We start from the raw sequence: 26,681 nt of genomic DNA, 5'->3' as shown, positions 1-26,681 counted from the left end.
GCGGTCCGCGGCGCTACGACCGCCGATAGCATTCTTGGCATGATGCGCGGCTTAGGAGAGCTCGAGTCCACCATCATGGAGCGGATGTGGGCCCGGCGGAAGCCTGCGTCCGTCCGGGACGTGCTGGAAGAACTGCAGCAGGAGCGCACCATCGCCTACACCACGGTCATGACCGTGATGGACAAGCTGCACACCAAGGGCCTGCTCAAACGCGAGCCCGTCCGCCGCGCCTACATCTACGAGCCGGTCGCCTCCAAGGAGGCCTACACGGCCGACCTGATGCGGGCCGCGCTGGCCGGCAGCGGCAACCAGGCCGCCACGCTGGTGCACTTCCTCGAACGGCTCACCCCGGAGGAGGCGACCGCCCTGGAGGCGGCCCTGCAGGTGTTCCCGCCCAGGGGCGGGCCGACGTGATCGCAGCCGCCGTCCTGGTCCTCTACACGGTGGTCGCCGCGATCTGGCTGCCGCGGCTGATGCGGGCCGCGCGCTGGGCCGACCGGGCGCCCCGGCTGGCCATCGCGATGTGGCAGGCGGCCGGCGCCTCCGTGGTCGCCTCCGCCGTCCTGGCCGCGTTCGCCTTCGCCGTGCCCGCCGACGCCGTGGGGCACGGGCTGGCCGGGCTGTTCGAGATCTGCGCGGCGATGTTGTCGGACGGCCGCGGCCTGACCCTGGCGGGTGCGGGCGCGCTCGCGACCGCGGGCGCCGTGCTCGCGCGCCTGCTCTCGTGCGGCGCGGCCCTCCTGGCCAGGGCGAGCGTGGAACGGCGCGCGCACGCGGCGATGCTCGGCCTGCTCGGCCGGCGCGACCGCGACCTCGACGCGATCGTGCTCGACCACGACGACCGGCTGGCGTACTGCCTGCCGGGCAGGCACGCCCAGACCGTCATCACCACCGGCGCCCTGCGCAGCCTCACCCCCGAACAGGTCGCCGCCGTGCTGGCGCACGAACGCGCCCACCTGCGCGGCAGGCACCATCTGGTGCTCGCCGCGGCGCACACGCTGGCCAGGGCGTTTCCGAAGGTGCCCGTGTTCGAGGCGGCCAAGGCGGAGATCGTGCGGCTGATCGAGCTGCTGGCCGACGATGTGGCGGCGCGGCGCCACCCCCGGGTGCAGATCGCCGCCGCGCTCGTCGGCCTGGCCACCGGCCGGGCGCCCGCGTTCGCCCTCGGCGCCGGCGGCGACACCGCTCTCCTTCGCGTGCGCCGCATGCTCCACCCCGCCTGCCCGCTCAGGCGCGCCGAGCGCCTGGCCGGAGTGGCGAGCGTGACGCTGCTGCTCGGCGGGCCGGCGGCGGTGGCGCTGGTGCCCGGGCTGGCCTCGTTCGTGGCGCATCACTGCCATTCGTTCCTCCCCTTCTGAGGCCACGGCTCCGAAACCGTCCTGGCGGTCTCCGGTGTATGCGGGGTATGAGACCGCTACCGTCCTCGCCCTCGCCGCCGCGCTCCTGTCCTGCCCAGCCTGCTCCTCCCGGGCGGGCGACTGCCCGGTCACGCCGCCCAGTGCCGCCCCGGCCTCCTCCAGGCGATCTTCGCGGAGTTTCCGCAGGTGAGCCGACTTCCGCGTTGGCGCCGTAAGCGAGAGGACGACGGGGTACGGTCAGCGCGTGGATGTGCCAGGAGCCCTGTACGGCGACGCCGTTCTCGCCCGCCACACTCTCCTCGTCATCGACTTCGAGGGGCTGACCCCGCAGGGGCGCCCCCTGGTGCCGATCGAGGTGGGCGTGTGCGCCGTGCGGGCCGTCGGCGGCGATCTGGCCGAGATGTGGCGGTTCGAGTCGCTGATGGCCGCCCCGGCCGACGTGCCCGTCACCCCGTGGGACGTGCGGCAGACCGGCATCACCGCCGCGATGCTCGCCACCGCCCCGCCGCCCCAGCAGGTCATCGCCGCCCTCGACGAACGCCTGACGGCGCCGCCGTACCGGCTCGTCGCCCATCATGCCGCGACCGAGGCGGCCCTGATCGCCGGGCTGCGGTCGTGGTGCCCGCGGCTGGCGGCCGTCCCGCTGCTCGACACGGTACGGCTGGCCCGCCACCTGTATCCGAGGTTGCCCTCCCACAGCCTGGACACGCTGCTCGCGCACCTGGGCATCCCCCGCCCGGCGGGCCGCCACCGGGCCCTGCCGGACGCCGAGGTGACCGTGCGGCTGCTGCGGCGCCTGCTGGCCGAAGGCGGCCGCACGCGCTGGCGATCCCTGTACGACCTCGACGCCATCGGCGGCCTCGCGCCCAGACGACCGGCACGCCGGCCGGGCGAGCAGCCGGGCCTGTTCTGACGGGCATCTCTTGCGGCCCTCTCCTCTTATACGTAGGCTTATACGTATAGACAGAGGAGGGCGGCAATGGCGCAGAACACGACGATCGACATCCCGGACGAGGACCTTCCGCTGCTGGAGCGGGCGCAGCACCTGGCCGGCGGGACGCCGTCGGCGGCGGTCAGCGAGGCGCTGCGGCGCTACGTCGAGATGGAGGAGGGCCGCCGGCAGGGCTACGAGGAGATCGTCATCCGGATCGCCGGGGACGAGCGGCGCTTCTCCGGCGTGCTGCTCGGCGAGTGGGGCCGCACCAGCCGCAGCGGGCGGGTGGACACGTTCCGGGTCTACCGCTCGCACGGGGGGACGTTCGTCCTGCACGTCGACCGCTCGCCCGACTGGGTGAGCGGCTCGGAGTCCGACGACTGGGCGACCACCTGGCTCGGCTACCTCGGCCTGGGCGAGACGAGCTGGGGCTTCGTGCCGGGCGACGCCACGGTGGAGGCGGCCGGCACGCTGGAGGAGCTGCGCGGCAAGATCCCCGGGGAGTTCTACGACCGGATCGCCGCTCTCGCCGACCGCCCCGTCGTCGAGGACCTCGACCTCTGACCGCGCGCCGGTGGTCCGGGCGGTGACGACTCACTCGCCCAGGCGCTCGACGGCGAAGGCCGCCAGGAACCCGATCGTGGCGATGAGCCCCGTGAGCGTGTGCGCGCGCTCGAAGGCCTCGGGGATCATCGTGTCGGCCACCATGGCGAGGATCGCGCCCGCCGCCACCCCCATGATCATCGCGGTGACCGCCGGCGAGGCCGACTGCATGGTCAGGTAGCCGAGCATCGCCGCCAGGCCGCTGGCCAGGGCGATCCCACCCCAGATGCCGAACACGTAGCGGGCGCCCCGGCCCGCGCGCTTCATCCCGGCGGCGCTGGAGAGCCCTTCGGGGACGTTCGAGATGAACACCGCGGCGAGGACGGCGAACCCGACCTTCCCTCCGCCCACGAGGGACAGGCCGAGCACCACCGACTCGGGCACGCCGTCGAGCAGCGCGCCGACGGCGATCGCCGCGCCGCTCCCCTGGACCTCGGCCTCGCTCGGTTGCTGATCGCCCGAGCGCTTGCGGTGCCGGGCGCCGTACCGGGCCAGCAGCGCGTTGGCCGCCACGTAGGCGCAGGCACCGGCGAGGAAGCCGGTGGCGGTCGGCAGGAGCCCGCCGGTCCGCTCGGCCTCGTCCATCAGCTCGAACGACAGCGCCGAGATCAGGACACCGGCCCCGAAGGCCATGATCATGGCGATCACCCGCGCCGGAACCCGCACCAGCCAGGCGACCGCCGCCCCCATGACCAGCGCCCCGCCGGCCAGCAGCCCCCACAGCAACGCCTCCAGCCCCTCCGGCATCGCCCCACCTCCGCGTACAGAACCGTACGATCCTTGCACTACGGGCATATGGTCTCCCCACCGGGCCGGGGGGTGACGTACGTCGTGCACGACGCCGCCCGCGCCGCCGACGAACCTGGCCGGCGCGGGCTGAGCGGCCCCGCTCGCAGCTGAGCAGCGCTAGCTCGTGGCGGCCCGCCGGGCCGCCAGCGCCGCCGTCGCCGTTCCCCAGGACTCGAGTCGCGTACGGATCTCCTCGCGCACGGGATGGGCCAGCGCGTCGTGGTGGGCCCGGTCCAGCAGCGCGTCGATCTCCACGCGCCGACCGGACTCCGCGGAGCGGACCGCCGCCTCGACCATCGCGAGGCTGCGGACGTTGCCGGCGATCGACCCCGGCGGCTCCACCCCCGTGCGCAGCGCCGCCACGAACTCCGCGAGCGCCCCGGCGACCTCCTCCTGACCGCCCCGCGGCACGTCCACGGCGCCGCCGGCACTGGACGTGACGCGGTCCTCGCCGTCCCAGGTGGCGGTGCCCGCGGCGCCGCTGGCCAGCCACTCGCCGTTCCAGGACGTCTCCGCTCCCTCGGCGCACCAGCTGCCGGTGAACACGTAGCGGGTGCCCTCCTCGAACAGGAAGGTCGCCGTCGCCGTCGCGTCGCCCCGGAACCAGCTCCAGGGCGGGTTCCAGCTCTCGCAGCGGACCGAGACCGGCTCCGCCCCCAGCAGGTGGCGGGCCGCGTCGAAGGCGTGGATGGCCATGTCGACCAGCAGCGGCTGCTCCATCTCGGCGCGGAAGCCGTCGAAGCGCGGAGCCCGGAAGAACCCGGTCGTGAGCAGCCCGATCGGGCCGAGCTCGGCGATCCGGCTCCGGTACGCCGCCAGGGCGGCGAAGTACCGGCGCGACTGGCTGATCATCAGTAATCGCCCGGCCGCCTCGGCGGCGGCGGCCTGGACGAGCACCTCGGCGAGGGTCGGCGCGGCCGGCTTCTCGCACAGCACCGGCAGCCCGGCGAACAGCGCCTCGACGTTCACCGCCGTGTGGGCCGCCGGGATCGTGACGTTCACGACGGCGTCCGGCTCGGTCGGCAGGAGCTCGCCGAGCGAGGCGCCGACCTCCGCGTCGACGCCGGCGGCCCGTACGGCCCGCTCCGCCCGTTCGGTGTCGAGGTCGGCCACCCCGACCAGCTCGACGTCGCCGGACGCGGCCAGGGTCCGCAGCCAGACGCCGCCCATCGCGCCCGCCCCGACCTGGACGACGCGGAGCGGGCGCGCCGGCTCGGTGGAGGGGCTCACTCGGCATGCTCCTTGTTGTGGAGGGCGCCGCGGTAGCCGTGCCCGTTGAAGAAGTCGCCCGCCTCGTAGCGGAGCAGGGTCGGCAGCTCGCGCCGCGACCGGTCGCCGGCCGCCCACTCGGCGCCGTTGGCGATGACGTGCAGCACGTCCGGGTGGTGGTAGACGGGATAGTCCTGGTCGCCGGGGCTGAAGTAGAAGATCTTGCCGTTGCCGCGCCGGAAGGTGCAGCCGCTGCGGAAGACCTCGCCGCCGGTGAAGGAGCTGATGAAGATGAGCTCGTCGGGCGTGGGGATGTCGAACTGCTCGCCGTACATCTCCTGGGCGGGGATCTCGATCGGGTGCGGGATGCCGCGGGCGATGGGATGGGTCGGGTTCACCGTCCAGACCAGCTCGCGGTCGTTGTCGCTGCGCCAGCGCAGCGTGCAGGTGGTGCCCATGAGCTTGGTGAAGATCTTCGACCAGTGGCCGGAGTGCAGCACCACCAGCCCCATGCCCGACAGGACATGCTGGTGCACCCGCTCGACCACCTCGTCGGCCACCTCCGCGTGGGCGGCGTGACCCCACCAGATGAGCACGTCGGTGTTCGCGAGCACCTCCTCGGTCAGGCCGTGCTCGGGATCGTCCAGCGTGGCCGTGGCGACGCTCGCCCGCTCGCCCAGCCAGCCCTCGATCCCCCGGCGGATGGCGTTGTGCATGCCGTCCGGGTAGATCTCGGCGACCCGGGGTTCGAGCCGCTCGTGGCGGTTCTCACCCCATACCGTGACGTGTGTCTTCACGCATGTTCCTTTCTCATTTGATCGCTCCGCTGATGGCGCCGGCCGCGATGTAGCGCTGAGCGAAGATCAGCAGCAGGCCGGCCGGGATGGAGGCGAGCACCGCGGTGGCCATGACCGCGGCCCAGTCCTCGGAGTTCGCGCACCTTGGAGATCAGCCCGGCACCCGGGATGTGGTTGATCTTGACCTCGACGCCGACGCTCTTCGCGCAGGCTTTGTAGATCGCGTCGTGCGAGGGCTCGCAGCAGTCCTGGACGGTCAGGGAGAGAGGGACGAGGGCGGCTGCTGCGACGGCGACTTTGGGCGCTTTTCCGGGGCACTTCCGTGCTGTCTTCATGTGAGCTGCTCCTTGCCGGCTTAGGGGGGCGGCATTGGGGGGGTGGTTCGCGAGGGCCACTGGCGGATGAGTCACGGGGAGAGCCAGGGATGCGGGACGCATCGCTCTCAGACATGGACAACAGTCGGTAAAGCGCTTAACCGAGCTCGCTTGTGAAGTATGTTGCGCCCATAGCTCAGGGAAGTCAATAACTAGTTAAGCGATTTACCGAGGAAGCCCCGATAGAGTTACGCTGCTCTTCGCGCGTGCTCACGAGGTGGGAGGCGGACAGTCCATGGTCACGATGCGCGACGTCGCCGAGCGAGCCAACGTCTCCATCGCCACGGTCTCCTTCGTCATCAACGGCACCAAGCGGGTCGCCCCGGAGACCAGGGCGCGCATCGAGGCGGCCATCCGGGAGCTGGACTACCGGCGCAATGTCGTGGCCCGCGCGCTGGCCAGCTCGCGCACGCGCATCCTCGCGCTGTTGCACCCCTACCTCGAGGCCCGGCCGATCGCCACCGCGAACCAGTTCCTCATGAGCGCCGCCCACGGCGCCCGCGAGCGCGGCTACGACCTCGTGCTGTGGCCCGTGAACGACGACGAGCAGATGTCCCACCTGCTCGCCGGCGGTCTCGTCGACGGCGCGCTGCTGATGGAGGTCCAGCTCCGCGACCCCCGCGTCGAGCGGCTCATCGCGTCCCGGCTCCCCTTCGCGCTGATCGGCCGGACCGAGGACGAAGAGCTGCCGTTCGTCGACATCGACTTCACCACCACGATCGACCAGGCCGTCGAGCATCTCCGCTCGCACGGCCACCGGCGCATCGCGCTCGTCACCCTGCGCATGAAGGCCTCGGCCGGGAACAAGCCCGGCTGGATCATACGGGCGAAGTCCGCGTACCTGGACGTGATGGCGGCTGCCGGCGATCCGGCCACCGTCATCACCGTGGAGGGCACGTCGGCCGGAGGGCGGAAGGCGGCACGCCGGCTCAGCGAGGACTTCCCGGAGGTGACAGCCGTCGTCGTGGTGAACGAGGGCGCCTCGGCCGGGCTGGTCAAGGAATCACGCGCGCTCGGCCGTGCCGTGCCCGACGATCTGTCGATCATCTCTGCGGCCACCACCGCCGAGCTCGGCGAGATGATCGAGCCGTCCCTGACCGTCATGACGGCGCCGGCCACCGAGCTGGGCCGCCTCGGCGTGAACGCGCTGATCGACCAGCTCGAAGGCGTCCAGGAGGCCCCTCCGCGCATCCTCATCCCCTGCACGCTGGTGCCGGGCCAGTCGGTCGGCCCCGCACCGGCCTGAGAGCGGACCGAACCCGGGCGGCGGTCGGCCATGCCTACCGCTCTGATTATTTTTTCATGATGTATGTGTATATTTGCCGCATGACGCGAGGACCGAAGATCGCTGACGTCGCGCGGCTGGCCGAGGTCTCCGTCCCGACCGTGTCGCGGGTGCTCAACGGCTCCTCCGGCGTGCGGCCGGAGACCGTGGCCCGGGTCATGCGCGCGGTCAAGGAGCTGGACTACCGGCCCAAGGGCGTGGCCAGGACGCTGATCTCGGGGTCGCGGTCGATGATCGCCGTCATGGCCGCGCACCTCAACCGCTACGGGTACGCGGAGGTGCTGGCCGGCATCGAGCAGGCGGCGCGCGACAACGGCTACGCGGTCACCGTCTGCGTGGTCGAGTCCGCCGGTGACGACGTACAAGGGGCGATCCGGCGCGCGCTCAGCCAGGAGATCGCCGGTGTCATCGTGATCGACTTCGACGCCCAGGGCGAGCGGGTCATCGGCCGCATGCCGAGCTCGGTGCCGATGGTCGGCGTCACCGGGTTCGACGGCCGCCCGGGGCACATGCCGTACGCGGTGATGGACGAGCACGCCGGCGGGCGCCTGGTCACCGAGCATCTGCTCGACCTCGGGCACGGCACGGTGCACCACGTCACCGAGCCGCCGTTCGGCCGCCCGGCCGGACGGACAGCGGGGTGGCGCGCGGCCCTGGAGGGCCGCGGGATCGAGCCGCCCCCGACCTGGACGGCCACCTTCGACCCGCACAGCGGATACGAGATCGGGCTGGAGCTGGCGCACCGCGACGACGTCACCGCCGTCTTCTGCGCGACCGACGTCGTCGCCGCCGCCGTGCTGCGGGCCTTCCGCGACTCCGGCGTGCCGCTGCCCGGCGGCAAGTCGGTGGCGGGCTTCGACGACCAGCCCTTCAGCCGGTTCCTCTCCCCCGCGCTGACCACGGTCGAGCAGGACTTCCAGCGCCTGGGCTGGCTGGCGTTCCGGCAGCTGCTGCACCTGCGCGACGGCCGGTCACAGCCGCCCGACCTCGTCGTCAGGCCCGAGCTCGTCGTCCGCGAGTCGGCCGCCCGCCCCCACCACTGAAGATCCAGCCAGGAGTGCCATGTCAGCGCCACCCGTCCAGCCGTCACACACCCTGCTGCAGCCGCTGCCCCTCGACCGGGCCCGGCTGGCGGAGGGTTTCTGGGGACGGCTCCAGAGCCTCGGCCGCTCGGCCGTCATCCCGCACGCGGTCGAGTGGATGGAGCGACTCGGGTGGGTGGCCAACTTCGACCGGGCCGCGAGCGGCGCCCGGTACGAGCACCGCGGGCGCGAGTTCGCCGACTCGGAGATCTACAAGATCATCGAGGCCGTCTCCTGGGAGCACGCCCGCTCGGGCCCCGGCGCGCTCGACCCGATCGCCGACGACCTGATCCGGCGGGTCGCCGCGGCGCAGGAGCCCGACGGCTACCTGCACACGCTCTTCGGCCGCCCCTGGCAGGCCCCCCGCTACAGCGACTTCACCTGGGGGCACGAGCTGTACTGTTTCGGCCACCTCATCCAGGCGGCGGTCGCGCATCACCGGGCGTACGGCACCAGGTCGCTGCTCGACGTGGCCGTCCGGCTGGCCGACCACGTGTGCGTCATGTTCGGGCCGGGCGGGCTGAACCGGGTGTGCGGGCACGCCGAGATCGAGGTCGCGCTCGTGGAGCTGTTCCGCACCACCGGGGAGCGCCGCTACCTCGACCAGGCGGCGCTGTTCGTCGAGCGGCGCGGGACGGGGACGCTGCCGCTGATCGAGTTCGGGCGGGCCTTCGCGCAGGACGACCTCCCCGTGCGCAAGGCCGACGTGCTGCGCGGGCACGCCGTACGCGCGCTCTACCTGGCCGCCGGGGCAACCGACGTCGCGATCGAGACCGGCGACCGGGAGCTGCTGGACGCGCTGAGGACCCAGTGGGACAACACCGTCGAGCGCCGGACCTACCTCACCGGCGGGATGGGCTCGCACCACATGGACGAGGCGTTCGGCGAGGACCACGTGCTGCCGCCGGACCGCTCGTACTGCGAGACCTGCGCAGGCGTGGCGTCCGTCATGTTCAGCTGGCGGTTGCTGCTGGCCACCGGCGACCCGCGCCACGCCGACCTGATCGAGCGCACCCTCTACAACATCGTCGCGACCTCGCCCGGCGACGACGGCCGCTCGTTCTTCTACGCCAACACCCTGCACCAGCGCCACCCGGGCGGCGAGGTCCCGCTCAACGACGACGGCGTGTGCATCCGCGGCGGGTCCGGCCTGCGCCAGGCCTGGTACGAGGTCTCCTGCTGCCCGCCCAACCTCGCCCGCACCCTCGCCGGCCTCGGCGGGTATCTCGCCACGACCACGTCCGACGGCATCCAGATCCACCAGTACGCGTCGGCCACCATCGACGCCGTCGTGGCCGGCGGGCCGTTCGAGCTGGAGGTCACGACGGACTACCCGCACAGCGGCGTGGTGACGGTCACCGTGCGGCAGGCGCCGGCCCGGCCGGCGTCGATCAGCCTGCGCGATCCGGAGTGGTCCACCGGCACCCGGCTCACCCTCAACAGCGTGCCCGTCGAGCCGGCCGCCGGCGCCACCATGGTGCTGACCAGGACGTGGCAGGCGGGCGACCGGCTGGAGCTGACCCTCGACCTGCGGCCCCGGGTCGTCCGCCCGGACCACCGCGTGGACGCCGTCCGCGGATGCGTGGCCGTCCAGCGCGGACCGGAGGTGCTGGCCATGGAGTCGGTCGACCTGCCGCCGTCGTGGGCGCTGGAGGACGCGGCGCTGCTGCCGGACACCGTCACCGCGGAGAACGGCTCCGTCGTGGCCACCGCCCGGCACCACCGATCCGGCGAGGACCGCACCGTGCCCCTGATCCCCTACCGCTCGTGGGCCCGCCGCGGACCGTCGGCCATGCGCGTCTGGATCCCGGAGGCGTCCGGCCGTTCCTGACGCCGCACGCCAGGCCCACCGCGTGCTCGCCTACCCGGAGGCCGCCTTGGCGCGGGCGGCGTCCAGCGCGTCGGCCACCGCCGTGACCTGCTCGGCCGCCGCCGCGACCACCGGGTCGGTGGCGGCGTGGGACGCGCTGCGCTCGGCGATCTGGCGCAGCCGTTCGAGCAGCACCGTCCAGGCGGCCTCGCGCCAGGGCACCACGTTGTCCATCAGGTAGTACATCTCGAAGGCCGGACCGGCCGTGCGTCCCGGATGGGCGGGGCCGGCGGGCCGCCGGGTCAGCTCGGTGCCGAGCGGCCGCAGCACGCTTGCCATCGTCGTGATCGCCGCACCGATCAGGGCGTCGAGCTCCTCCTCACTCTCGTCGGTGTGCGTGAAGAAGCGGGTGAGCAGCCACAGGATCGCCTCGTAGGCGAGGTTGCAGAGCTCGGCCAGCGCCAGCGTCCGCGCGTCGCCGATCAGCGGCTGCGGCTCCCGCACGTCGAAGGGCTGGCGGGTGAACGCGCCGAGCGCGGGGTGGGCGGGTTCGAAGGCCGGGTCGGCGGCCCGCAGCGCGTGATACTCCTCCCAGATCTTCAGGAAGCGGCCGTAATGGGCGTCCTGCCAGTCGCCCTGCGCGCCCTCGCCCTGCTCGATGATCTGGTCGATGGCGGCGCACGCCGACGCGAGGTCGGTCACCGCGACCATCTCGGGCCAGCGGAACAGCTCCGGGGTGGCCTGGGCCCGGGGCGAGCCGCAGAACACCTGCTCCTCGCCGTGCTTGGCGACCAGTGCGGTCAGGCCGTCCTTGATGCCCCGGTAGAGATGGCCGACCGTGGCGAACTCCTGCGCGCGGGGGAAGATCTCGCCGGACGCGACGGGCTCGGGCGGCGGGTCGCAGGAGATGAATTCGGCGGCGTCGTGCCGCTCCATGCCCTCGGGCCGTTCGAGGTAGAGGAAGTGGGCCAGGGCCGCCTCGCCGAAGGGCAGGAGCCGCATCTGGATCGTGGGCGGGAACGCGCCGCAGGACTGCGGGAAGTTCGGGCGGCCGAAGGTGGGCGCGGCGCCGATGGCCGACATGAGGTTGGCCACCAGGGCGAGGTGGAGCATCTCCTGTACGGCGATGCCGTGGAGCTCCTGGCGCCAGCGATCGACCGCGGCCTGCTGCTCGCCGGTGAGTCCTTCGGCCTTGAGGCTGAACTCGGCGAAGAGGTACTGGCACATGATCATGTGCTCGAGCTGCGAGGCCTGGACGAGCAGGTACCACACGTGCTCGCGGTGCTCGATCACGATGGGGGGCTCGGTCATGCTTACAGAATTACACAGAGGCCGCGCCGGCGGCAGGCCCACGCCGCGCGGGCTTCGCGACGGCGATCACGCGTTCGCGGGCGCCGGCTGCGCCGCTGACGGGCGGGGAGTACGGGCTCGCGCAGGCCGGCCAGGCCCTGGCGGACCTGGCCGCCCGCCGTACCGTCGGAAAGGTCATCCTGCGCAATTAGGTAACGACGGACGGGATCGGGCTCCCTTGCGCCCACCACCGTTTGTCACACCGGCGTGGGAGCATGACGTCATGGTGACCTCGAAGCAGCCGGTGACGGTCCCGACCGACGCCAGCGTGGACGATTTCCTGGCCGCGGTCTCTGACGAACGCCGGCGGGCCGACGCGGAGCGCCTCCGCGCGATTCTGTCCGAGGTGACCGGTGAGCCTGCGGTGATGTGGGGCCCCAGCATCGTCGGCTTCGGCAGCTACCACTACACCTACGCGAGTGGGCGCACGGGTGACTGGCCCTTGGCGGGCTTCTCGCCACGCAAGCAGCAACTCGTCGTCTATTTGGTGGGTGGGTTCGAGGAGCGGCACGCCTCTGTGCTGGCCCGGCTCGGTCCGCACAGGACCGGTAAGGGATGCCTCTACCTGAAGCGGCTCGACGACGTCGACGAGAGCGCGCTGCGCGAGCTCATCGACCGCACGGTGCGGGTGCACAAGGGCGTCGACCGGGCCACCGACCGCGGGCAGCAGCGGTAGCCCCTGACTCCGCGCTGCACGCCGACGACGTCCGCAAGCTGCGCCCGCTCCTGGACGGCCACCGCCGGCTGAGCCCGGTGCCTCAGCCGGCGGCGAGGTCGCGGCGGCGCAGGCCGTACAGGCCGAGCGTCGCCAGCACCGCGGCGAGTGCGGTCAGCACCACCGTGGCCACCGGGGCGAAGGACCCCAGCGGGTGCCAGGGGAGGTGCGACAGCACCGACGTGTCCACCAGCCACCCCGGCAGGTTCATGTAGGACCCCAGGACCTGCATGAACCCGCTGTACACGAGCACGGCCCAGGCCACCGCGCCCATGGCCCGCGGGGCGAGCCCGAGCAGCGCGGCGGGGACGGCGAGCAGCACCAGCACCTCGGGGGCGCGGACCAGGCTCGACCAGGCGACTTCTCCCACGAGGCCGGGTTCGCCGGTCGACAGGGCGGCGCCGACGCCGAGCGCGGTGCCGTACACCACCGGCAGGACGACCACGGCGAGCGCGGTGACCAGCAGGGACGACCAGTACCACGTGGATCTGCCGGTCGGCCCGGCCAGCACGGGGTCGATTCGCCCGCGCACCTCCTCGGCCCTCAGCCGGACGACCGACAGGACCGCGAAGACGCCGGTGTAGAGGGACCCGGTGAACACCATGAGGCTGATCCAGGCCCGCCCGAAGTCCGCGTCGGCGGAGAAGATGGGGAGATCGGTCTGCTCCATCCCCCCGGTCATGCCGCCCAGGACGAGGCCGATGGCGAGGAACGCGGCGCCCCATCCGAGGATGGCCCCCTGCTGGAGCCTCAGCGCGAGCGTGAACGACGAGCGCAGCCAGGAGGGCGCCGAGGCGCGGCCGGGGCGCGGGGCCATCAAGGAGGCGCCGAGATCCCGGTGGCTCGCCAGGGTGTAGGCGCCCGCGACCAGCAGCCCGGCGAGCAGGACGGACAGGCCGAGCGGCCACCAGCGCTCGTCGGCCAGCACCCGGGTCTGCTGCGACCAGCCGATCGGGGACAGCCAGAACAGCGTGCCGCCCTCCTGGCTCTGCAGCGCCCCCGCGCCCCGCAGCAGCCACACGACGAAGAGCACGATGCCCGCGAGCCCGTTGGCGCCCCTGGGGTGCTCGGTGACCTGGACGGTGACCGCGGTGACCCCGGCGAACAGCAGCCCGACCGCGGCGAGGGAGGCGCCGAACAGCAGGGCGCTGCCGGTGGGGAACCCGATGCTGATCGTCGCGGCGGTGGTGAGGACCGCGAGCGCGGCGTTGCCGATCACGGCCACGATCAGCGCCCCGGTGAGCTGAGCGTGCCGGCCGACGACGGCCGCCCGGACGAGTTCGGCCCGGCCGGTCTGCTCCTCGGCCCGGGTGTGCCGGGTCACGAGCATCACGTTCATGATCGCGGCGGCCAGCAGGAACTCCACCCAGTAGGCGGCGAGGAAGTAGCTCTGCGTGGTGACCTCGCCGAACAGGGGGCCGCCGAGCACCCTCATGAAGGAGACGCGGATCATCTGCGAGGCTTCGGCCAGGGCCTCGGGCGTCGGGACGACCGCGTTCACCGCGGCGTAGTAGAAGCGCGGGACGAGGGCCGTGATGGCGACCAGCCAGAGGGTGAGCTTGATCCGGTCGCGGCGCAGCGCCAGCCGTACCATCGCGCCGGTGCCGGTCAGGTGGCTGCTCGCCGGTCTCGATCCGGTACGGCCGCGCGCCGGGGAAACCGTGGTGGTCACGCCGCCTCCTTGTGCGCGTAGTGCCGGAGCATGAGCTCCTCCAGCGTCGGCGGGTGGCTGACCAGCGAGTTCAGGCCGAACGTGGTGAGGTGCCGGATGGCGGCGTCGAGGTGCTGGGCGTCGACGCCGAACCGCACGTTCCGGCCGTCGATCTTCGCGTTGTGGATGCCCGGCAGCCGGTCGAGGCCGGTGACCGGGGCGGCGGTCTCGGCCGCGACCGTCGTCCGGGTCAGGTGCCGCATCTGCGCCAGCGTCCCCGACTCCACGGCCTTGCCGTCCCGGATGATCGTGATCCGGTCGGCGAGGGTCTCGACCTGGGCGAGGATGTGGCTGGACAGCAGGACGGTGCGGCCGTCGGCGGCGGCCTCGCCGACGACCTGCTGGAAGATCGCCTCCATCAGCGGGTCCAGCCCGCTCGTGGGCTCGTCGAGGATCAGCAGTTCCACGTCGGCGGACAGGGCGGCGACGAGGGCGACCTTCTGGCGGTTGCCCTTGGAGTAGGTCCGCGTCTTCTTCTTCGGGTCGAGCTCGAACCGCTCGATCAGCTCGTTCTTGCGCTGCTCGTCGAGCCCGCCGCGCAGCCGGCCGAGCACGTCGACGGCCTCGCCCCCGGTGAGGTTGGGCCACAGCTCGACGTCGCCCGGCACGTACGCCAGCCGCCGGTGCAACGCGACGGCGTCGGCCCAGGGGTCGCCGCCCAGTAACCTGGCGCTGCCGGAGGTGGCCCGGATCAGGCCCAGCAGGATGCGGATGGTGGTGCTCTTGCCGGCCCCGTTCGGGCCGAGGAAGCCGTGCACCTCTCCGGTGTTCACGGTGAGGTCGAGACCGTCGAGGGCGCGCGCCGGCCCGTAGGCCTTGACGAGCCCGGAAATGGCGATGGCAGGGGTCATGGGGTTTCTCCGAATTGTGCCGCTGGTGGGACCGCCCGCCCCGGCTGCGCGCGGGGCGGCGGCCCGGTCAGGTGAGGGGGCCAGTGAGGGGGCCGGTGATGCGCGCGTCGAATTCGCGGTCCGAGAGGGACCTGTTGAGCTGCAGGAGAGCTTCGGCCTGCCAGCCGACGACGTAGCGGGTCTCCGGCCGGTCCGACTCGACGGCCTCCCGGATCGTCGTCGCGACGACGCCGGGGTCGGTGGCCTGGTCGCCGCGGTCGCCCACCGGCGCCTCGGCGGCGCGTGCCATGGCCGCGGCCATCTCCCGGTAGGCCCCGCCTCCGGAGATCTCCCGCAGCTGCCGCGCGGTCCCGGCCTCGAAGTCGGTCCTGATGATGCCGGGCTGGACGACGACGACGTCGACGCCGAACTGCGCGGTCTCCATGCGGAGCGTGTCGGAGAAGGCTTCCAGGGCGTGCTTGGAGGCGTAGTACCAGGCGCCGAGCGGGAAGGCGACCTCCCCGCCTATCGAAGACACGTTGACGATCGTGCCCGATCCCCGCTGCCGCATCCCCGGCAGCACCAGCTGGGCCAGCCGGGCCGCGGCGAACACGTTGACCTCGAACAGGTCCCGCGCCATGGCCAGCGGCGTGTCCTCCACGGCGCCGTGGACGACGGCTCCCGCGTTGTTCACCAGGACGTCGATGCGCCCGCACTCGTCCAGGACGGTGTCGACGGCCCGCTTGAGGTCTTCTTCTTTGGTCACGTCCACCGGCAGCGTGCGGCCTCCCGCGTCACGCAGTTTCGCCATCATCCTGTGCACCCGCCGCGCCGCCCCGTAGACGAAATGGCCGGCGTGCAGGAGCTCGAGCGCGGTGGCGTGGCCGATGCCGGATGAGGCACCGGTCACGAGACATACTTTGGCAACCATGCCATGGTCCCCCTCGGGTTCGACGGTGATCGGGGCCGGCTACGCGACGCGTGACCGGCGATCGTTCACCCACGGGGAAAGTTACGGATGCGTTTGCGGATTCGGCAAGTTGTGAACATCGTCGTAGCAGGTCAGAGCCGGATGGTTGGCGCAACGACAATGTCGGCAAATGCAACAATCCCTGTTGGCGTGTCGCACTCAGGTGCGTCCGGAAGCCATACTTGCGCGTGACGACGACGTGCCGGGAGGGCGCATGCCGGGAGGCCACCTGACGTACGACGAGCGCCGCAAGATCTCGGAGGGGCTGGCGGGAGGGCTCTCCTACGCGGAGATCGCCCGGCGCCTGGGGCGGCCGAGATCGACCGTCGGCCGCGAGATCGCGCGCAACGGCGGCCCGCACGGCTACCACGCGGGCCGGGCGCAGCAGGCGACCGGATGGCGCGCCCGCCGCCGGCCCGCCGCGCCGGCGAGCACGCCGGCCACGGGGGACTCCGGCCGGCGTGACCCCGAGGCGGTGCGGGAGTTCGAGGAGAGGCTCACCGCGAGATTCGGGGGTGTGCCGACGATGGCGGCCAGGGTGATGGCCTGCCTGTTCACCAGCGACACCGGCAACCTGACCGTCGCCGAGCTGACCGAGCGGCTGCGGGTCAGCCCCGCGTCCATCTCCAAGGGCGTCGGCTGGCTGGAGCAGGTGGGGCTCGTCAGACGCGAGCGCGACAACCGGCGCGAGCGGTACATCATCGACGCCGAGGTCTGGTACCGGGCGTGGCTGGTGGGCACCCGGTCGATGACGCTGTGGACCGAGACGGTCCGGGACGGGGTCGACATCCTCGGCGCCGACACCCCGGCCGGCAGGCGGCTCGCGACCGCGAGCCGGTTCTTCGAGCTCATCAGCTCGGACATGGCTCAGGCGGCCGAGCACTACCGCCAGACCTTCGCCGACACCGGGGAGATCCCACGCTGACCGCCGCGCCCCTTCAGGGGCGGCGGGCCCGCAGCGCCCCGGCCGTTCAAGGGCGGGTCCGTCGCCGTGAAGGGGGCGGGCGCGCCCGTCACGACGCCGCGAGGGCTCCACGCGGGGGCAAGGTTCAGACTGCCGCGCGCCCGCCGTCCACCGAGAGGGTGGCTCCGTGGACGTTGGCCGCGTCGTCCCCCGCCAGGAACACCACCGCCTTGGCCACCTCCTCCGGAGTGCTGGCTCTGCGCGAGGGGATGGTCGCGATCATCGGCGCCAGGAAGTCCGCCATCGCGGCGACCTTGTCGGTGGACGTGGGCCCCGGCGCCACGGTGTTGACCCGCACGCCGGAGGGACCGTACTCGTCCGCCCACGACTTCGTCAGCGAGTGGATGGCGGCCTTCGTGGTGCTGTAGAGGGCGGAGCCGCTCGTCCCGAACAGCCCGGAGATGGAGCCGAGGTTGATGATCGCGCCGCTGCCGCGGGCCGCCATGGCGGGGGCGACCAGGCCGGTGAGGAGGAAGGCGGCCTTGACGTTCACGGCCAGGGCCTGGTCGATGAGCGCCTCCTCCACCTCGGCCGTGGGGGCGGGGTGGATCAGCAGCGCGGCGTTGTTGACCAGGATGTCCAGCGGGCCGCCGGCCAGCCGGTGCGCGGCCTCGGCGAGCTCGCGGACGGCGGGCAGCCCGCCGGCGAGGTCGGCGCGGACGAACCAGGCCTGCCCGCCCTGCTCGGCGATGGACGCGACGACCTTCTCGCCCCGGACGGTGTCCCGGCCACTGACGATGACGTGGGCGCCCTCGGCGGCGAGCGCGCGGGCGATGGCCGCGCCGATGCCGTCGGTGGAGCCCGTGACCAGGGCGGTGCGCCCCTGAAGACGTGCGGACATGATGACTCTCCCTTGCGAAGGTGCAGGATTCGCGACCCAGGATGCCGAGGCTAAAATGGACCAGCAAGTCCAATCTTGGAGGTCACCATGCCCACGCTGACCCGCAAGGGGGCCGCGACGCGGCAGCGCATTCTCGAAGGCGCCGCCGCGCACATCCGCGAGTACGGCGTGGCCGACACGGCCCTCGACGACGTGCTGGCCAGAACCGCCACGAGCAAGAGCCAGCTCTTCCACTACTTCCCGGGCGGGCGCGAGGAGCTGCTGCTGGCGGTGGCCCGCTTCGAGGCCGGCCGCGTGCTGGACAACCAGCAGCCGGCGCTCGGCGAGCTGACCTCCTGGCCCGCCTGGCAGCGGTGGCGCGACACGGTCGTCGACCATTATCGGAGCCAGGGCCGCCTGTGCCCGCTCAACTCGGTCACCTCGCAGCTGGGCAACCGCACGCCCGCCGCCCAGGCCGTGGTCACCGAGCTGGTGCGCCGCTGGCAGGCCGAGATCGCCACCGGCGTACGGCACATGCAGGAGGCCGGCGAGGTCGACCCGGGCCTCGACCCCGAACGCGCGGCGGCCGCGCTGCTCGCCGGCATCCAGGGTGGCGTCCTGATCCAGATGTCCACCGGCGAGGTCACCCATCTGGAGGCCGCCCTGGACATGGGCATCGCCCACCTCCGCGCCGGCCGCCCGTAGCGGGACGGGGCGGAGGCGCCGCCCACCAAGGGGAGCCGACGGCACCGCCGCACGAACGAGCCACCGCTCGAACGGGCCACCACGCGAACGAGCCACCGCGCAAAGGGGCAGCCCTGCGAACGGGCCGCAGCGCGAACGGGCCGTCTCTCGGCAGGGGCCGGGCGGCGCGTCCCGAAGGACGCGAGCCTCCGTCAGATCAGCAGGAGGGTCTTGCCCAGGGCGGTACGGTGCTCGATCGCGGCGTGCGCGTCGGCGGCGCGCTCCAAGGGGAAGGTCTGCCCGATGACCGGCCGGACGAGCCCCGCCGCCGCCTGAGCCATCATCTGCTCCGCCCACCGCACCAGGTGCGGCCCGAACCCGAAGAGCTGCTCGATGCCGATCACTTCCACGCCCTTGTGGCGCGCCCGCTCGGGGTCGACGGCCGTCGCCTCGCCGCTGGAGGCGCCGTGCACCGAGAACCGGCCGCCACGGGCCGTCACCTCGAACGCGGCCCGCCCGATCTCCCCGCCGACGCCGTCGAACACCACGTCCGGCCCCGCACCGCCGGTCGCCTCCAGCACCTGCTCGGTCCAGGCCGGTTCGGAGTAGTCGACCACGGCTTCGGCGCCCAGCTCCCGGGCCAGGTCGAGCTTGCGCGATCCGCGGGCGGCCCCGACGACCCGCGCGCCCGCCGTACGGGCCAGCTGCACCAGCAGGCTGCCTACGCCGCCGGCCGCCGCCTCGACCAGCACCCACTCGCCAGGACGGATCTTGGCCCCCTCGACCAGCCCCTGCGCGGTGCTGCCGTCGCTGTGCAGGGCGACGGCCTCCGGGAGCCCCAGCTCGCCCGGCACCGGGAACAGCTCCTCGACCGCGGCCACCGCCCGCTCGGCGAAACCGCCGGTCTCCCCCGTCCCGGCGATGACCCGCCGGCCCGCCCACGCCGGATCAACCCCTGCTCCGACCGAGCTCACCCGCCCGGCCACCAGGCCGCCCGGCACGTACGGCAGCTCGGGCCTGGCATGCCACCGGTCGGCGCCGCGCCGGATCTGCGTCTCGACGAACGTCATGCCCGCGACCGCCACATCGACCACGACCTGCCCGGGCCCGGCGACCGGATCCGGCGCCTCCCCGGGCACCAGCATCTCAGGCCCGCCGAACTCGATCACCCGAACCACCCGCATTACCGCTCGCTCCTGTCTTCTTTGTGACATGACCTCCCTAGCGTGCAACCTCAATCGGACTTGAGGTCAACCGGCGGGCCGGGCGAAGGCTCCCCCGCCCGGCCCGCCGGAGCGATCAGACGGCGAAGACCTGGGAGTCGTCGGCGAACGCCTTGAACTCCAGCGCGTTCCCCGCGGGGTCGAGCAGGAACATCGTCCACTGCTCCCCCGCCTGCCCCTCGAAACGGACATAGGGCTCGATGACGAACTCGACGTCCGCCGCGCGCAGCCGGTCGGCGAGCCGGTGGAACTCGGGGATCGTCAGGATCAGGCCGAAGTGCGGCACGGGGACGTCATGTCCGTCGACCGGGTTGTGGATCCGCCGCGCGCGGGCCGGCGCCAGATGCGTCACGAACTGGTGGCCGCGCAGGCTCCAGTCCACCCAGGTGTCCGAGCTGCGGCCCTGCTCGAGGCCCAGCACCTCGCCGTAGAAGCGGCGCGCGGCGGCCAGGTCGTCGACCGGCATGGCCAGGTGGAACCGCGGGATCGGGGAGTCGAGAACCGTCATGAGGGGGACCTTCCTTCCTGACTACACAATGTATCAATGTTAACATTACGACAAGGAGTCGCGGCATGAGCTCCCATGAGAGGCTGGAGCCATGAGCGAACAGGGCAGGGTCGCCCCGGCCCGCCGTCGGGGCCTCGCCGACGAGGTCGCGGACCGCATCCGCGAGGCCATCTTCGCCGGGACCTACGCTCCCGGAGCGCAGCTGCGGGAGGTGGAGCTGTCCGGCGCGCTGGACGTCAGCCGCGGCCCGGTGCGCGAGGCGTTACTCCGGCTGGAGCGCGAGGGCCTGGTCCGCAGCGCGTGGCACCGCGGCGCCACCGTCACCACGCTCTCCGCCGAGGACGTCATCGAGCTCGACAGCCTGCGCGCCGCGCTGGAACAGCTCGCCGTCCGGCAGGTGGTCACGCACGCCTCGGACGACGACATCGCCGCCGTCGAGCAGGCGGCCGCGCGCATGGAGCGCGCCGAGGACGAGCACGACATGGTGCGCTGCGACATCGCCTTCCACGACGCCGTCTACGCCGCCGCCCGGCACCGGCGCCTGGAGGAGGCGTGGCAGGCCATCCGCTCCCAGGTCCACCTGTTCCTGCTGACCCGGATCGGCCTCGACTCCGCGGACTACCTGTCCCACATCCCCGAGGAGCACCGGGGGCTGGCCGCCGCCCTGCGTGCCCGTGACGCCGAGCGCGCCCTGGAGCTGTTCGCCGCCCACCGGCTCCACGCCTTCGACGTGCTCACCGCTCCGAACCCCACCCCCTGACCGCGTACGCCGATCGTGAGGAGATCAGCGATGACCCAGCAGCCCGCTTACCGCCGCACCCCCTTGACGCCGGAGGAGGACGCCCGCGCCGAGGCGAACTTCGCCTCTTTGGTCGCCGAGAACCTCACCGCCCACGGACGGTTCCGGGTGAGCGCCGACACGCCGGAGATGGTGGAGCTGTTCCAGCGGGTCGCCCGCAGGGCCGGTGACCTGCTCCAGCGCCCGGTGGTCAGCTACGCCAACGGCCGATACATCGTGATCACCTTCGCCCAGGAGAGCGCGGCCCCCGGCCTCACCGGACAGGCGACGCCGGGCACGTAGTGGCCGTCCTGGCGGTTCTCCTAGCGGGACGGGACGAGCCGGGCGACCGCGTCGCCGACGGGTGTGTCGCCGGTGGTGAGCTCGACGATCACGCGGTTCAGGGCCGGCTCGCGCAGGGCGGCGGCGATGAACGCGGCGACGTCGTCGCGATGGACGTCGCCGTACTCCACGGCGGGCCCCGCGGTGACGCGGCCGGTGCCGGGCTCGTCGCGGAGCGTGCCCGGACGGACGATGAGCCAGTCGAGGCCGGTACGGGTCAGGTACACGTCGGCGCTCTTCTTGACCTTGATGTAGTGCTCGAAGCCCGCGCCGGCGCCACCGGCGCGCAGGGCGTCCGGGAACACCGACACGAGCACGAACCGTGACACCCCGGCGCGGGCGGCGGCGTCGGCGGCCTTCTCCAGCCCCTTGCCGTCGATCAGGGTGGTCTTGTCCATGCCGGTGCCGTGCGCGCCGGCCGAGAACACCACGGCGTCGTGCCCGCCGAGCTTCCCCGCCAGCGCCTCCACCGGGTCGTGGATCAGGTCCCCGGCCACCGGCGTCGCGCCCGACGCCCGTACGGTCTCGGCCTGGGCGGGATCGCGGTACATGCCGGTCACCTCGTCACCGCGGCCGGCGAGCAGGCGGGCGAGCCGGCGCCCGACTCCCCCGGCGGCACCGATCTGGAACACCTTCACGCGGATCACCTTCCATGGTTGAAATTCATCCTAATGTTAACATTAGGACATCGAAGGGGCACACGAGAAGCGTCCTGCCCGGCGCCGACCACAGCCACCCGTGGGCCCGCACGACAACCAACGGTTGGACGCTCGCATCACATCAGCCACGTCAGAGCGTGACTGAACAACCGACCCGCGGCTGGCCACAACGATCGGTTGTGCACGCCTAAGGTGAACCGGTGGACACCGAGGCATTGCGATCGTTCGTCCGGGCTGCCGAGCTCGGACAGTTGCAACATGCGGCCGATGAGTTGGGCGTGACGCAGCAGGCAGTCTCCAAGCGGATCGCCGCCCTGGAGCGCGAGCTGGAAGTCCGTCTGTTCACGCGTACCGCCCGAGGGGTTGAGCTGACGCTCGACGGTCAGGCGTTCCTCCCCCACGCGCGGAGCGTCGTCGCGGGTGTCGAGCGTGCCATCACCTCGGTCAGGCCGGGCTTCCGGGCCCTGCGGATCGATGTTCTCGGCCTGCGAAGCGCGCAGGCCGTCGTTCTGCACGACTATTGGCGGGCGCATCCCGAGACCGACCTCGACGTGGTGACCCTCAGGGTCAACGACCCACGCGTGGCGGTCGCCGCCGTCCAAGCGGGCGATGTCGACGCCTCGTTCCGTAGCGTCACCGACCCGGCCACGCTGCCGCCCGACCTGCAGATGATCCACGCGTTCGACTCCCCGCTGGAGCTTCTCGTCGGCCCGAGGCATCCGCTCGCCTCCGCGCGCAGACTGACGCCGCCGCAACTGCGCAAGCACCGGATATGGGTGCCGGGCATCGCGCCCCGAAGCGAATGGGCGGAGTTCTACGATCAGCTCGCCACCGACTTCGACCTGCGCATCGACGCGGCGGGCCCGCACTTCGGAGACGAAGTACTCCTGGACATCCTCGCGGACTCCGCGAACGTGGCCACCCTCGTCGGGGCACGTGACCGGTACCTCTGGCCGACGAACCACGACCTGCGCCGCATCCCCGTCGTGAACCCGGCCCTCGCATACCCGCTCTCGCTCATCCTCCCCAGAACGAATCCGCACCCAGGACTGCGTGGAATCCTCACCCACCTCGCAAGCCTGCCGAGGCTCCCCGATCCGGTCTGGCTCCCGTCCTGGGCGACGACACCACGGCCCGGCGACGGCGACCTCGCAGCGCCTCGCCGGCCCCGGCCCTGGCAAAGGTGACTCCACCAGCGCCTGGCGGATCTCATCCAGTCACCGGTACACCAGAAAAGGATCATGGCATGTCCAGCGACCGTCTCATGCGCATCCACAGCCCCCGGTTCCAGGCCATGGCCGAGAGGGTCCTGCGGGTCACCGAACTCACCTCCCGCCTGAACGTCCTGCCCTTCGAGGACGAAGCGGGCAAGGCGGAACTGTTCGCGCGGATCCTCGGCAAGCCACTGCCGGCCAGAGTCACGATCTACCCGCCCTTCTACACCGACCACGGCCTGCGCCTGGACCTCGCGGAGCGCGTGTTCATCAACCAGAACTGCACGTTCCTGGACTATGCCGGCATCCGGCTCGGCGAGCGCGTGATGATCGGGCCGAAGGCCACGTTCATCACCGTCGGCCACCCGGTCGATCCCGAGGAGCGACGCGAATGGCTGAGCGGCGCGCCCATCGACGTGGCGGAGAACGTGTGGATCGGCGCCGGCGCCACGATCCTGCCCGGCGTCAGCATCGGCCGTGATGCCGTGATCGCCGCCGGCGCGGTCGTGGCCGATGACGTTCCACCGGCGAGCCTGGTGACCGGCACCAAGGCCACCGTGCACCGACGGTGGTGACGACCTCTCCAGGGCTTCCGGCGCGAAGGGGCTCCCGGCACGAGCCGGGGGCCGGGGGCCGTCAGCGGGTGGACTCGCGGACCTTCAGCTCGAAGGGCGCGGTGTACTCGCCGGCCGGGCGTGACGGGTCCTGGATGCGGGCGGTCACCAGCTCGACCGCCTTCGCGGCCATCCACCGGTGGTCGGGGGCCACGGTGGACAACGAGGGCACCATGTACGCCGCTTCGGGGATGTCGTCGTACCCGATGAGGCGGATGTCGTCAGGGACCCGGAGGCCGCGGTCGGCGAGGCCGCGGAAGACTCCCTGGGCGACGGTGTCGCTCACCGCGACCACGCCGTCGACCTCGTGACCGGAGTCGACCAGGCGGTGGGCCGCCTCGCGGCCCGACTCCAGCGTCATCCCGCTGACGGCGAACAGCAGCGCCGGATCGGCGTCGAGTCCCCGTTCGGCGAGCCCGGCGAGATAGCCCTGGTGGCGGCGCGTGACCACGTTCACGCCGTCGAGGGAGTCGCCGGTGACCATCGCGATCCGGCGGCATCCGCGGTCGATCAGATGCGTGGTCGCCGCCTTCGCGCCCTCCTCGTTGGGCATGGCGACATGGTCGAACCGCGCGGCGAAGTCCCGCTCGCCGAGCATCACGATCGGGTGGTCGCCGCCGGTCGGCAGCGAGTCCTGGGGGTCGATCCCGACCGCGCTGAGGATCAGCCCGTCGAAGTCCAGCGCATACGAATGGGAGATCGCGTCGATCTCCCCGGCCGCCGCCGCGCCGGTCTGCTCGATCGCGACGTGGAAGCCGTGCTCCCGCGCCCTGTCGATCACGTGGGCGGCGAGCTGGCCGAAGTAGGGCCGGTCGATCTCGGGGACGGCCAGCCCGATGACGCCGGTCCGCCCGGACCTGAGGGTCCGGGCGGAGACGTTGACGCGGTAGCCCGACTGGCGGATCGCTTCGAGCACGCGGCGGCGGACCTCGTCGCTGACCCCGGCGCGGTCGTTGATGACGTTGGAGACCGTCATCTTCGACACCCCGGACAGCTTGGCGACGTCGCCCATGGTGACCATGCCGCTCCTCAGGTCCTGCCCTTTCGGCCGGATCCGATCCGGCCGCTTCCGACTCGTGGCCGCCGCTGGTTCGAGCTTACTGCGGCCCATGACGGCGCCGGTTATGCGACGTCGACCTCCACGGTGACGAAGGAGTGGGCGGGCAGGTGCACCCGCAGACCCGTACCGGTGACCGTGACCTGCTCGTGGGAGCGGGGGGCGACGGCGGCCGGCGCGTCGGGGGTGTTGTGGGTCTGCAGCGACCCGGCGGTGAGGATCCGCGAGCGGACCTCGCCCACGCGGCCCCCGCGCAGGTCCAGCTCGACGTCGGAGGCGTCGGCCGCGTCCAGGTTGGACAGGGAGACGAGCACCTTGTCGTCCTTGCGGCTCGCCGACAGCGAGACGGTCGCCAGCGTGTCCGGCCCGACCTCGCGGGAGGGCAGGTCCGACAGGAGGTCGACCCGCAGCGACGCGGCGTCCTGGTGTCCCTTGTTCATCTCGAACACGTGGTAGGTGGGCGTGAGCACGAGCGCCCCCGAGTCGGGGTCGGTCAGGATCATGGCCTGGAGCACGTTCACGGTCTGGGCGATGTTGGCCATCACGAGCCGGTCGGCGTGGCGGTGGAAGATGTCGAAGTGCAGGCTCGCGACCAGCGCGTCCCGGAGCGTGTTCTGCTGGTAGAGGAAGCCGGGGTTGGTGCCCGGCTCGACGTTCCACCAGGTGCCCCACTCGTCCATGATCAGGCCGACGGTCTTGTGCGGGTCGTAGCAGTCCATCACGTTGGAGTGGCCGGTGAGGAGCTCGTCGGTGTGGGCGGCCTTGACCATGGTCCGGTAGTACTCGTCGTCGTCGAACACCGTGGCGGCGCCCTTGTCCTGCCAGGTGCCCGCGACCGTGTAGTAGTGCAGCGACAGGGCCTGGAAGAACCCGGCCGGCCGGCGCGCGCAGCCGAGGTGGCCGAGCGCCTTCATGAGCGTCTCGGTCCAGGTGTAGTCGTCGGAGTTCGCGCCGGCGGCGATGCGGTACAGCCGGTTGTCTCCGTGGTCGCGGCAGAAGGTGGCGTACCGGCGCGCCTCGTCGGCGTAGTGCTGGGCGGTCATGTTGCCGCCGCAGCCCCAGGCCTCGTTGCCGAGGCCCCAGAAGCGCACCCGCCAGGGCTCGTCGCGGCCGTTGGCCTTGCGCAGGCGCACCATCGGGGAGTCGCCGTCGCGGGTGAGGTACTCGACCCAGTCGCTCATCTCCTTGACCGTGCCGGAGCCCACGTTGCCGTTGATGTACGGCTCGGCGCCGAGCAGCTCGCACAGGGCCATGAACTCGTGGGTGCCGAAGTGGTTGTTCTCCTCGACGTTGCCCCAGTGGGTGTTCACCATCACCGGGCGCTGCTCTTTCTGGCCGATGCCGTCCATCCAGTGGTACTCGTCGGCGAAGCAGCCTCCAGGCCAGCGGAGGTTCGGGATGTTCAAGGCGCGCAGCGCTTCGACGACGTCCAGCCGGATCCCGCCGGCGTTCGGGAGGTCGCTGTCCTCGCCCACGTAGAACCCGCCGTAGATGCACCGGCCCAGGTGCTCGGCGAAGTGGCCGTACACGTGCTTGCTGATCACGGGGCCCTTGACGTCCACATTGATGACCGCGGACACGGCAGCGTCACTCATGGATCACACCTTTTCTCGATAAGCAACGGCGGCTACTTTATCGATAAAGTAGGGCCTGTCAAGGGGAGGGAGGTCCCGGGGCCGCCGGGAAAGTGCCCCTTTCTTGCCCTGTTGGCTCGGGAATTCTCGCCCACCCGCCCCTATGCGACCGGCCGCGCGATCCGTACGGTGAGGCCATGTGCGATCTGAACGCCACGGAGACACGTGAGATCATCGCATCACTCAGCGAGGTGACCGGCCTGTCCGGCCAGGTGACCACGCACATCGACGACATCGGGAAGACGTCGTACATGGACCACGAGAGCCTGGCCGCGCTCCTCGGCACACTGCGCGACCGCGCCGAGGCGGCCAGGGAATGGGTGGCCGCCAAGCCTCAGCAGCACGCGGGCCACTGACCCGGTGCCGA

The 26,681-nt window shown here is 72.0% G+C and carries 28 protein-coding genes; 15 read left to right on the top strand and 13 right to left on the bottom strand.

Features of this window, described 5'->3' with window-relative positions:
• Positions 1-39: 39 nt before the first annotated feature.
• From ACIBQ1_RS04170 to ACIBQ1_RS04155, 4 genes are all read left to right on the top strand, one after another.
• Complete coding sequence (locus ACIBQ1_RS04170) at positions 40-414, top strand: BlaI/MecI/CopY family transcriptional regulator (RefSeq protein WP_397274493.1); 375 nt, start codon at positions 40-42, stop codon at positions 412-414.
• Entirely contained in the window at positions 411-1,358 is a 948-nt protein-coding gene (locus ACIBQ1_RS04165) for a M56 family metallopeptidase (protein WP_397274492.1), read from the top strand. The genes ACIBQ1_RS04170 and ACIBQ1_RS04165 overlap by 4 nt, the downstream gene beginning before the upstream one ends.
• A 244-nt stretch (positions 1,359-1,602) precedes the next feature.
• Complete coding sequence (locus ACIBQ1_RS04160) at positions 1,603-2,271, top strand: PolC-type DNA polymerase III (protein WP_397274491.1); 669 nt, start codon at positions 1,603-1,605, stop codon at positions 2,269-2,271.
• A gap of 66 nt (positions 2,272-2,337) precedes the next feature.
• Complete coding sequence (locus ACIBQ1_RS04155; RefSeq protein WP_397274490.1) at positions 2,338-2,856, top strand: EXLDI protein; 519 nt, start codon at positions 2,338-2,340, stop codon at positions 2,854-2,856.
• Between the two features lie 30 nt (positions 2,857-2,886).
• Here ACIBQ1_RS04155 and ACIBQ1_RS04150 read toward each other — a convergent pair whose 3' ends face one another.
• From ACIBQ1_RS04150 to ACIBQ1_RS04140, 3 genes are all read right to left on the bottom strand, one after another.
• Positions 2,887-3,642, bottom strand: coding sequence for a ZIP family metal transporter (locus ACIBQ1_RS04150; protein ID WP_397274489.1), 756 nt, complete (start codon positions 3,640-3,642; stop codon positions 2,887-2,889).
• Positions 3,643-3,801: 159 nt separating this feature from the next.
• Positions 3,802-4,914, bottom strand: a complete 1,113-nt coding sequence (locus tag ACIBQ1_RS04145) for a Gfo/Idh/MocA family protein (protein WP_397274488.1) — start codon at positions 4,912-4,914, stop codon at positions 3,802-3,804.
• On the bottom strand, positions 4,911-5,690 hold the full coding sequence (locus ACIBQ1_RS04140; RefSeq protein WP_397274487.1) for a ThuA domain-containing protein: 780 nt from the start codon (positions 5,688-5,690) through the stop codon (positions 4,911-4,913). The genes ACIBQ1_RS04145 and ACIBQ1_RS04140 overlap by 4 nt, the downstream gene beginning before the upstream one ends.
• Positions 5,691-6,299: 609 nt before the next feature.
• Between ACIBQ1_RS04140 and ACIBQ1_RS04135 the strand changes: the two genes are divergently transcribed.
• The 3 genes from ACIBQ1_RS04135 to ACIBQ1_RS04125 all read left to right on the top strand — a co-directional run bounded on the left by ACIBQ1_RS04135 (position 6,300) and on the right by ACIBQ1_RS04125 (position 10,262).
• Positions 6,300-7,310 (top strand): LacI family DNA-binding transcriptional regulator, encoded by a 1,011-nt coding sequence (locus tag ACIBQ1_RS04135; RefSeq protein ID WP_397274486.1) that lies wholly within the window; start codon positions 6,300-6,302, stop codon positions 7,308-7,310.
• 80 nt (positions 7,311-7,390) lie between these two features.
• The gene (locus tag ACIBQ1_RS04130; protein WP_397274485.1) at positions 7,391-8,392 is read left to right on the top strand and encodes a LacI family DNA-binding transcriptional regulator; all 1,002 of its coding nucleotides are present in this window, start codon (positions 7,391-7,393) and stop codon (positions 8,390-8,392) included.
• A 19-nt stretch (positions 8,393-8,411) separates the two neighbouring features.
• A complete protein-coding gene (locus tag ACIBQ1_RS04125) occupies positions 8,412-10,262 on the top strand; it encodes a glycoside hydrolase family 127 protein (protein WP_397274484.1) in 1,851 nt (616 codons plus the stop codon).
• A gap of 30 nt (positions 10,263-10,292) precedes the next feature.
• Here the strand turns inward: ACIBQ1_RS04125 and ACIBQ1_RS04120 are convergent, their stop codons facing one another.
• Complete coding sequence (locus ACIBQ1_RS04120; protein WP_397274483.1) at positions 10,293-11,552, bottom strand: ferritin-like protein; 1,260 nt, start codon at positions 11,550-11,552, stop codon at positions 10,293-10,295.
• A gap of 262 nt (positions 11,553-11,814) precedes the next feature.
• Between ACIBQ1_RS04120 and ACIBQ1_RS04115 the strand changes: the two genes are divergently transcribed.
• Positions 11,815-12,267, top strand: coding sequence for a DUF1801 domain-containing protein (locus tag ACIBQ1_RS04115; RefSeq protein WP_397274482.1), 453 nt, complete (start codon positions 11,815-11,817; stop codon positions 12,265-12,267).
• Positions 12,268-12,349: 82 nt separating this feature from the next.
• On the opposite strand, the gene ACIBQ1_RS04110 is transcribed toward ACIBQ1_RS04115, so the two are convergent.
• The 3 genes from ACIBQ1_RS04110 to ACIBQ1_RS04100 all read right to left on the bottom strand — a co-directional run bounded on the left by ACIBQ1_RS04110 (position 12,350) and on the right by ACIBQ1_RS04100 (position 15,778).
• Entirely contained in the window at positions 12,350-13,978 is a 1,629-nt protein-coding gene (locus ACIBQ1_RS04110) for an ABC transporter permease (RefSeq protein ID WP_397274481.1), read from the bottom strand.
• Entirely contained in the window at positions 13,975-14,868 is an 894-nt protein-coding gene (locus ACIBQ1_RS04105) for an ABC transporter ATP-binding protein (protein ID WP_397274480.1), read from the bottom strand. The genes ACIBQ1_RS04110 and ACIBQ1_RS04105 overlap by 4 nt, the downstream gene beginning before the upstream one ends.
• 67 nt (positions 14,869-14,935) lie before the next feature.
• Positions 14,936-15,778: an oxidoreductase gene (locus tag ACIBQ1_RS04100; RefSeq protein ID WP_397274479.1), complete on the bottom strand. Its 843-nt coding sequence runs from the start codon at positions 15,776-15,778 to the stop codon at positions 14,936-14,938.
• Between the two features lie 253 nt (positions 15,779-16,031).
• Between ACIBQ1_RS04100 and ACIBQ1_RS04095 the strand changes: the two genes are divergently transcribed.
• Positions 16,032-16,742, top strand: coding sequence for a helix-turn-helix domain-containing protein (locus ACIBQ1_RS04095; protein ID WP_397274478.1), 711 nt, complete (start codon positions 16,032-16,034; stop codon positions 16,740-16,742).
• Between the two features lie 124 nt (positions 16,743-16,866).
• Here the strand turns inward: ACIBQ1_RS04095 and ACIBQ1_RS04090 are convergent, their stop codons facing one another.
• Positions 16,867-17,622, bottom strand: coding sequence for an SDR family NAD(P)-dependent oxidoreductase (locus ACIBQ1_RS04090; protein WP_397274477.1), 756 nt, complete (start codon positions 17,620-17,622; stop codon positions 16,867-16,869).
• 87 nt (positions 17,623-17,709) lie between these two features.
• Between ACIBQ1_RS04090 and ACIBQ1_RS04085 the strand changes: the two genes are divergently transcribed.
• Positions 17,710-18,306: a TetR/AcrR family transcriptional regulator gene (locus ACIBQ1_RS04085; protein WP_397274476.1), complete on the top strand. Its 597-nt coding sequence runs from the start codon at positions 17,710-17,712 to the stop codon at positions 18,304-18,306.
• 191 nt (positions 18,307-18,497) lie between these two features.
• Here ACIBQ1_RS04085 and ACIBQ1_RS04080 read toward each other — a convergent pair whose 3' ends face one another.
• Both ACIBQ1_RS04080 and ACIBQ1_RS04075 read right to left on the bottom strand, forming a co-directional pair.
• Entirely contained in the window at positions 18,498-19,469 is a 972-nt protein-coding gene (locus ACIBQ1_RS04080) for a zinc-binding dehydrogenase (protein ID WP_397274475.1), read from the bottom strand.
• Between the two features lie 115 nt (positions 19,470-19,584).
• Positions 19,585-20,016, bottom strand: a complete 432-nt coding sequence (locus ACIBQ1_RS04075; protein WP_397274474.1) for a VOC family protein — start codon at positions 20,014-20,016, stop codon at positions 19,585-19,587.
• A 91-nt stretch (positions 20,017-20,107) separates the two neighbouring features.
• On the opposite strand from ACIBQ1_RS04075, the gene ACIBQ1_RS04070 reads away from it, so the two are divergent.
• Both ACIBQ1_RS04070 and ACIBQ1_RS04065 read left to right on the top strand, forming a co-directional pair.
• Positions 20,108-20,776 carry a GntR family transcriptional regulator gene (locus ACIBQ1_RS04070; protein ID WP_397274473.1) on the top strand — a complete coding sequence of 223 codons (669 nt, stop codon included), beginning with the start codon at positions 20,108-20,110 and terminating at the stop codon, positions 20,774-20,776.
• Between the two features lie 30 nt (positions 20,777-20,806).
• Positions 20,807-21,097: a hypothetical protein gene (locus ACIBQ1_RS04065; protein ID WP_397274472.1), complete on the top strand. Its 291-nt coding sequence runs from the start codon at positions 20,807-20,809 to the stop codon at positions 21,095-21,097.
• A 20-nt stretch (positions 21,098-21,117) separates the two neighbouring features.
• Here ACIBQ1_RS04065 and ACIBQ1_RS04060 read toward each other — a convergent pair whose 3' ends face one another.
• On the bottom strand, positions 21,118-21,774 hold the full coding sequence (locus tag ACIBQ1_RS04060) for an NAD(P)H-binding protein (protein ID WP_397274471.1): 657 nt from the start codon (positions 21,772-21,774) through the stop codon (positions 21,118-21,120).
• 221 nt (positions 21,775-21,995) lie between these two features.
• Between ACIBQ1_RS04060 and ACIBQ1_RS04055 the strand changes: the two genes are divergently transcribed.
• Positions 21,996-22,982 (top strand): LysR family transcriptional regulator, encoded by a 987-nt coding sequence (locus ACIBQ1_RS04055; RefSeq protein ID WP_397274470.1) that lies wholly within the window; start codon positions 21,996-21,998, stop codon positions 22,980-22,982.
• Between the two features lie 59 nt (positions 22,983-23,041).
• Entirely contained in the window at positions 23,042-23,584 is a 543-nt protein-coding gene (locus ACIBQ1_RS04050; RefSeq protein ID WP_397274469.1) for a DapH/DapD/GlmU-related protein, read from the top strand.
• A gap of 61 nt (positions 23,585-23,645) precedes the next feature.
• On the opposite strand, the gene ACIBQ1_RS04045 is transcribed toward ACIBQ1_RS04050, so the two are convergent.
• Positions 23,646-24,644 carry a LacI family DNA-binding transcriptional regulator gene (locus ACIBQ1_RS04045; protein ID WP_397274468.1) on the bottom strand — a complete coding sequence of 333 codons (999 nt, stop codon included), beginning with the start codon at positions 24,642-24,644 and terminating at the stop codon, positions 23,646-23,648.
• A 101-nt stretch (positions 24,645-24,745) separates the two neighbouring features.
• The gene (locus ACIBQ1_RS04040) at positions 24,746-26,275 is read right to left on the bottom strand and encodes an alpha-N-arabinofuranosidase (protein ID WP_397274467.1); all 1,530 of its coding nucleotides are present in this window, start codon (positions 26,273-26,275) and stop codon (positions 24,746-24,748) included.
• Positions 26,276-26,451: 176 nt separating this feature from the next.
• Between ACIBQ1_RS04040 and ACIBQ1_RS04035 the strand changes: the two genes are divergently transcribed.
• Positions 26,452-26,670, top strand: coding sequence for a hypothetical protein (locus ACIBQ1_RS04035; RefSeq protein WP_397274466.1), 219 nt, complete (start codon positions 26,452-26,454; stop codon positions 26,668-26,670).
• Positions 26,671-26,681 lie beyond the last annotated feature (11 nt).

The sequence above is a fragment of the Nonomuraea sp. NPDC050153 genome, from assembly GCF_044460125.1.
GTDB lineage: Bacteria > Actinomycetota > Actinomycetes > Streptosporangiales > Streptosporangiaceae > Nonomuraea.
Note: the sequence above shows the minus strand (reverse complement) of the source record. Positions and strands in the feature narration are given on the sequence as shown.

Excerpts from the sequence above, each read along its gene's own strand:
- ACIBQ1_RS04170 (WP_397274493.1), top strand. The coding sequence starts at position 40 with ATGATGCGCGGCTTAGGAGAGCTCGAGTCCACCATCATGGAGCGGATG.
- ACIBQ1_RS04155 (WP_397274490.1), top strand. The coding sequence starts at position 2,338 with ATGGCGCAGAACACGACGATCGACATCCCGGACGAGGACCTTCCGCTG.
- ACIBQ1_RS04150 (WP_397274489.1), bottom strand. The coding sequence starts at position 3,642 with ATGCCGGAGGGGCTGGAGGCGTTGCTGTGGGGGCTGCTGGCCGGCGGG.
- ACIBQ1_RS04135 (WP_397274486.1), top strand. The coding sequence starts at position 6,300 with ATGGTCACGATGCGCGACGTCGCCGAGCGAGCCAACGTCTCCATCGCC.
- ACIBQ1_RS04130 (WP_397274485.1), top strand. The coding sequence starts at position 7,391 with ATGACGCGAGGACCGAAGATCGCTGACGTCGCGCGGCTGGCCGAGGTC.
- ACIBQ1_RS04125 (WP_397274484.1), top strand. The coding sequence starts at position 8,412 with ATGTCAGCGCCACCCGTCCAGCCGTCACACACCCTGCTGCAGCCGCTG.
- ACIBQ1_RS04120 (WP_397274483.1), bottom strand. The coding sequence starts at position 11,552 with ATGACCGAGCCCCCCATCGTGATCGAGCACCGCGAGCACGTGTGGTAC.
- ACIBQ1_RS04115 (WP_397274482.1), top strand. The coding sequence starts at position 11,815 with ATGGTGACCTCGAAGCAGCCGGTGACGGTCCCGACCGACGCCAGCGTG.
- ACIBQ1_RS04105 (WP_397274480.1), bottom strand. The coding sequence starts at position 14,868 with ATGACCCCTGCCATCGCCATTTCCGGGCTCGTCAAGGCCTACGGGCCG.
- ACIBQ1_RS04100 (WP_397274479.1), bottom strand. The coding sequence starts at position 15,778 with ATGGTTGCCAAAGTATGTCTCGTGACCGGTGCCTCATCCGGCATCGGC.
- ACIBQ1_RS04095 (WP_397274478.1), top strand. The coding sequence starts at position 16,032 with ATGCCGGGAGGCCACCTGACGTACGACGAGCGCCGCAAGATCTCGGAG.
- ACIBQ1_RS04090 (WP_397274477.1), bottom strand. The coding sequence starts at position 17,622 with ATGTCCGCACGTCTTCAGGGGCGCACCGCCCTGGTCACGGGCTCCACC.
- ACIBQ1_RS04085 (WP_397274476.1), top strand. The coding sequence starts at position 17,710 with ATGCCCACGCTGACCCGCAAGGGGGCCGCGACGCGGCAGCGCATTCTC.
- ACIBQ1_RS04080 (WP_397274475.1), bottom strand. The coding sequence starts at position 19,469 with ATGCGGGTGGTTCGGGTGATCGAGTTCGGCGGGCCTGAGATGCTGGTG.
- ACIBQ1_RS04075 (WP_397274474.1), bottom strand. The coding sequence starts at position 20,016 with ATGACGGTTCTCGACTCCCCGATCCCGCGGTTCCACCTGGCCATGCCG.
- ACIBQ1_RS04070 (WP_397274473.1), top strand. The coding sequence starts at position 20,108 with ATGAGCGAACAGGGCAGGGTCGCCCCGGCCCGCCGTCGGGGCCTCGCC.
- ACIBQ1_RS04065 (WP_397274472.1), top strand. The coding sequence starts at position 20,807 with ATGACCCAGCAGCCCGCTTACCGCCGCACCCCCTTGACGCCGGAGGAG.
- ACIBQ1_RS04050 (WP_397274469.1), top strand. The coding sequence starts at position 23,042 with ATGTCCAGCGACCGTCTCATGCGCATCCACAGCCCCCGGTTCCAGGCC.
- ACIBQ1_RS04045 (WP_397274468.1), bottom strand. The coding sequence starts at position 24,644 with ATGGTCACCATGGGCGACGTCGCCAAGCTGTCCGGGGTGTCGAAGATG.
- ACIBQ1_RS04040 (WP_397274467.1), bottom strand. The coding sequence starts at position 26,275 with ATGAGTGACGCTGCCGTGTCCGCGGTCATCAATGTGGACGTCAAGGGC.
- ACIBQ1_RS04035 (WP_397274466.1), top strand. The coding sequence starts at position 26,452 with ATGTGCGATCTGAACGCCACGGAGACACGTGAGATCATCGCATCACTC.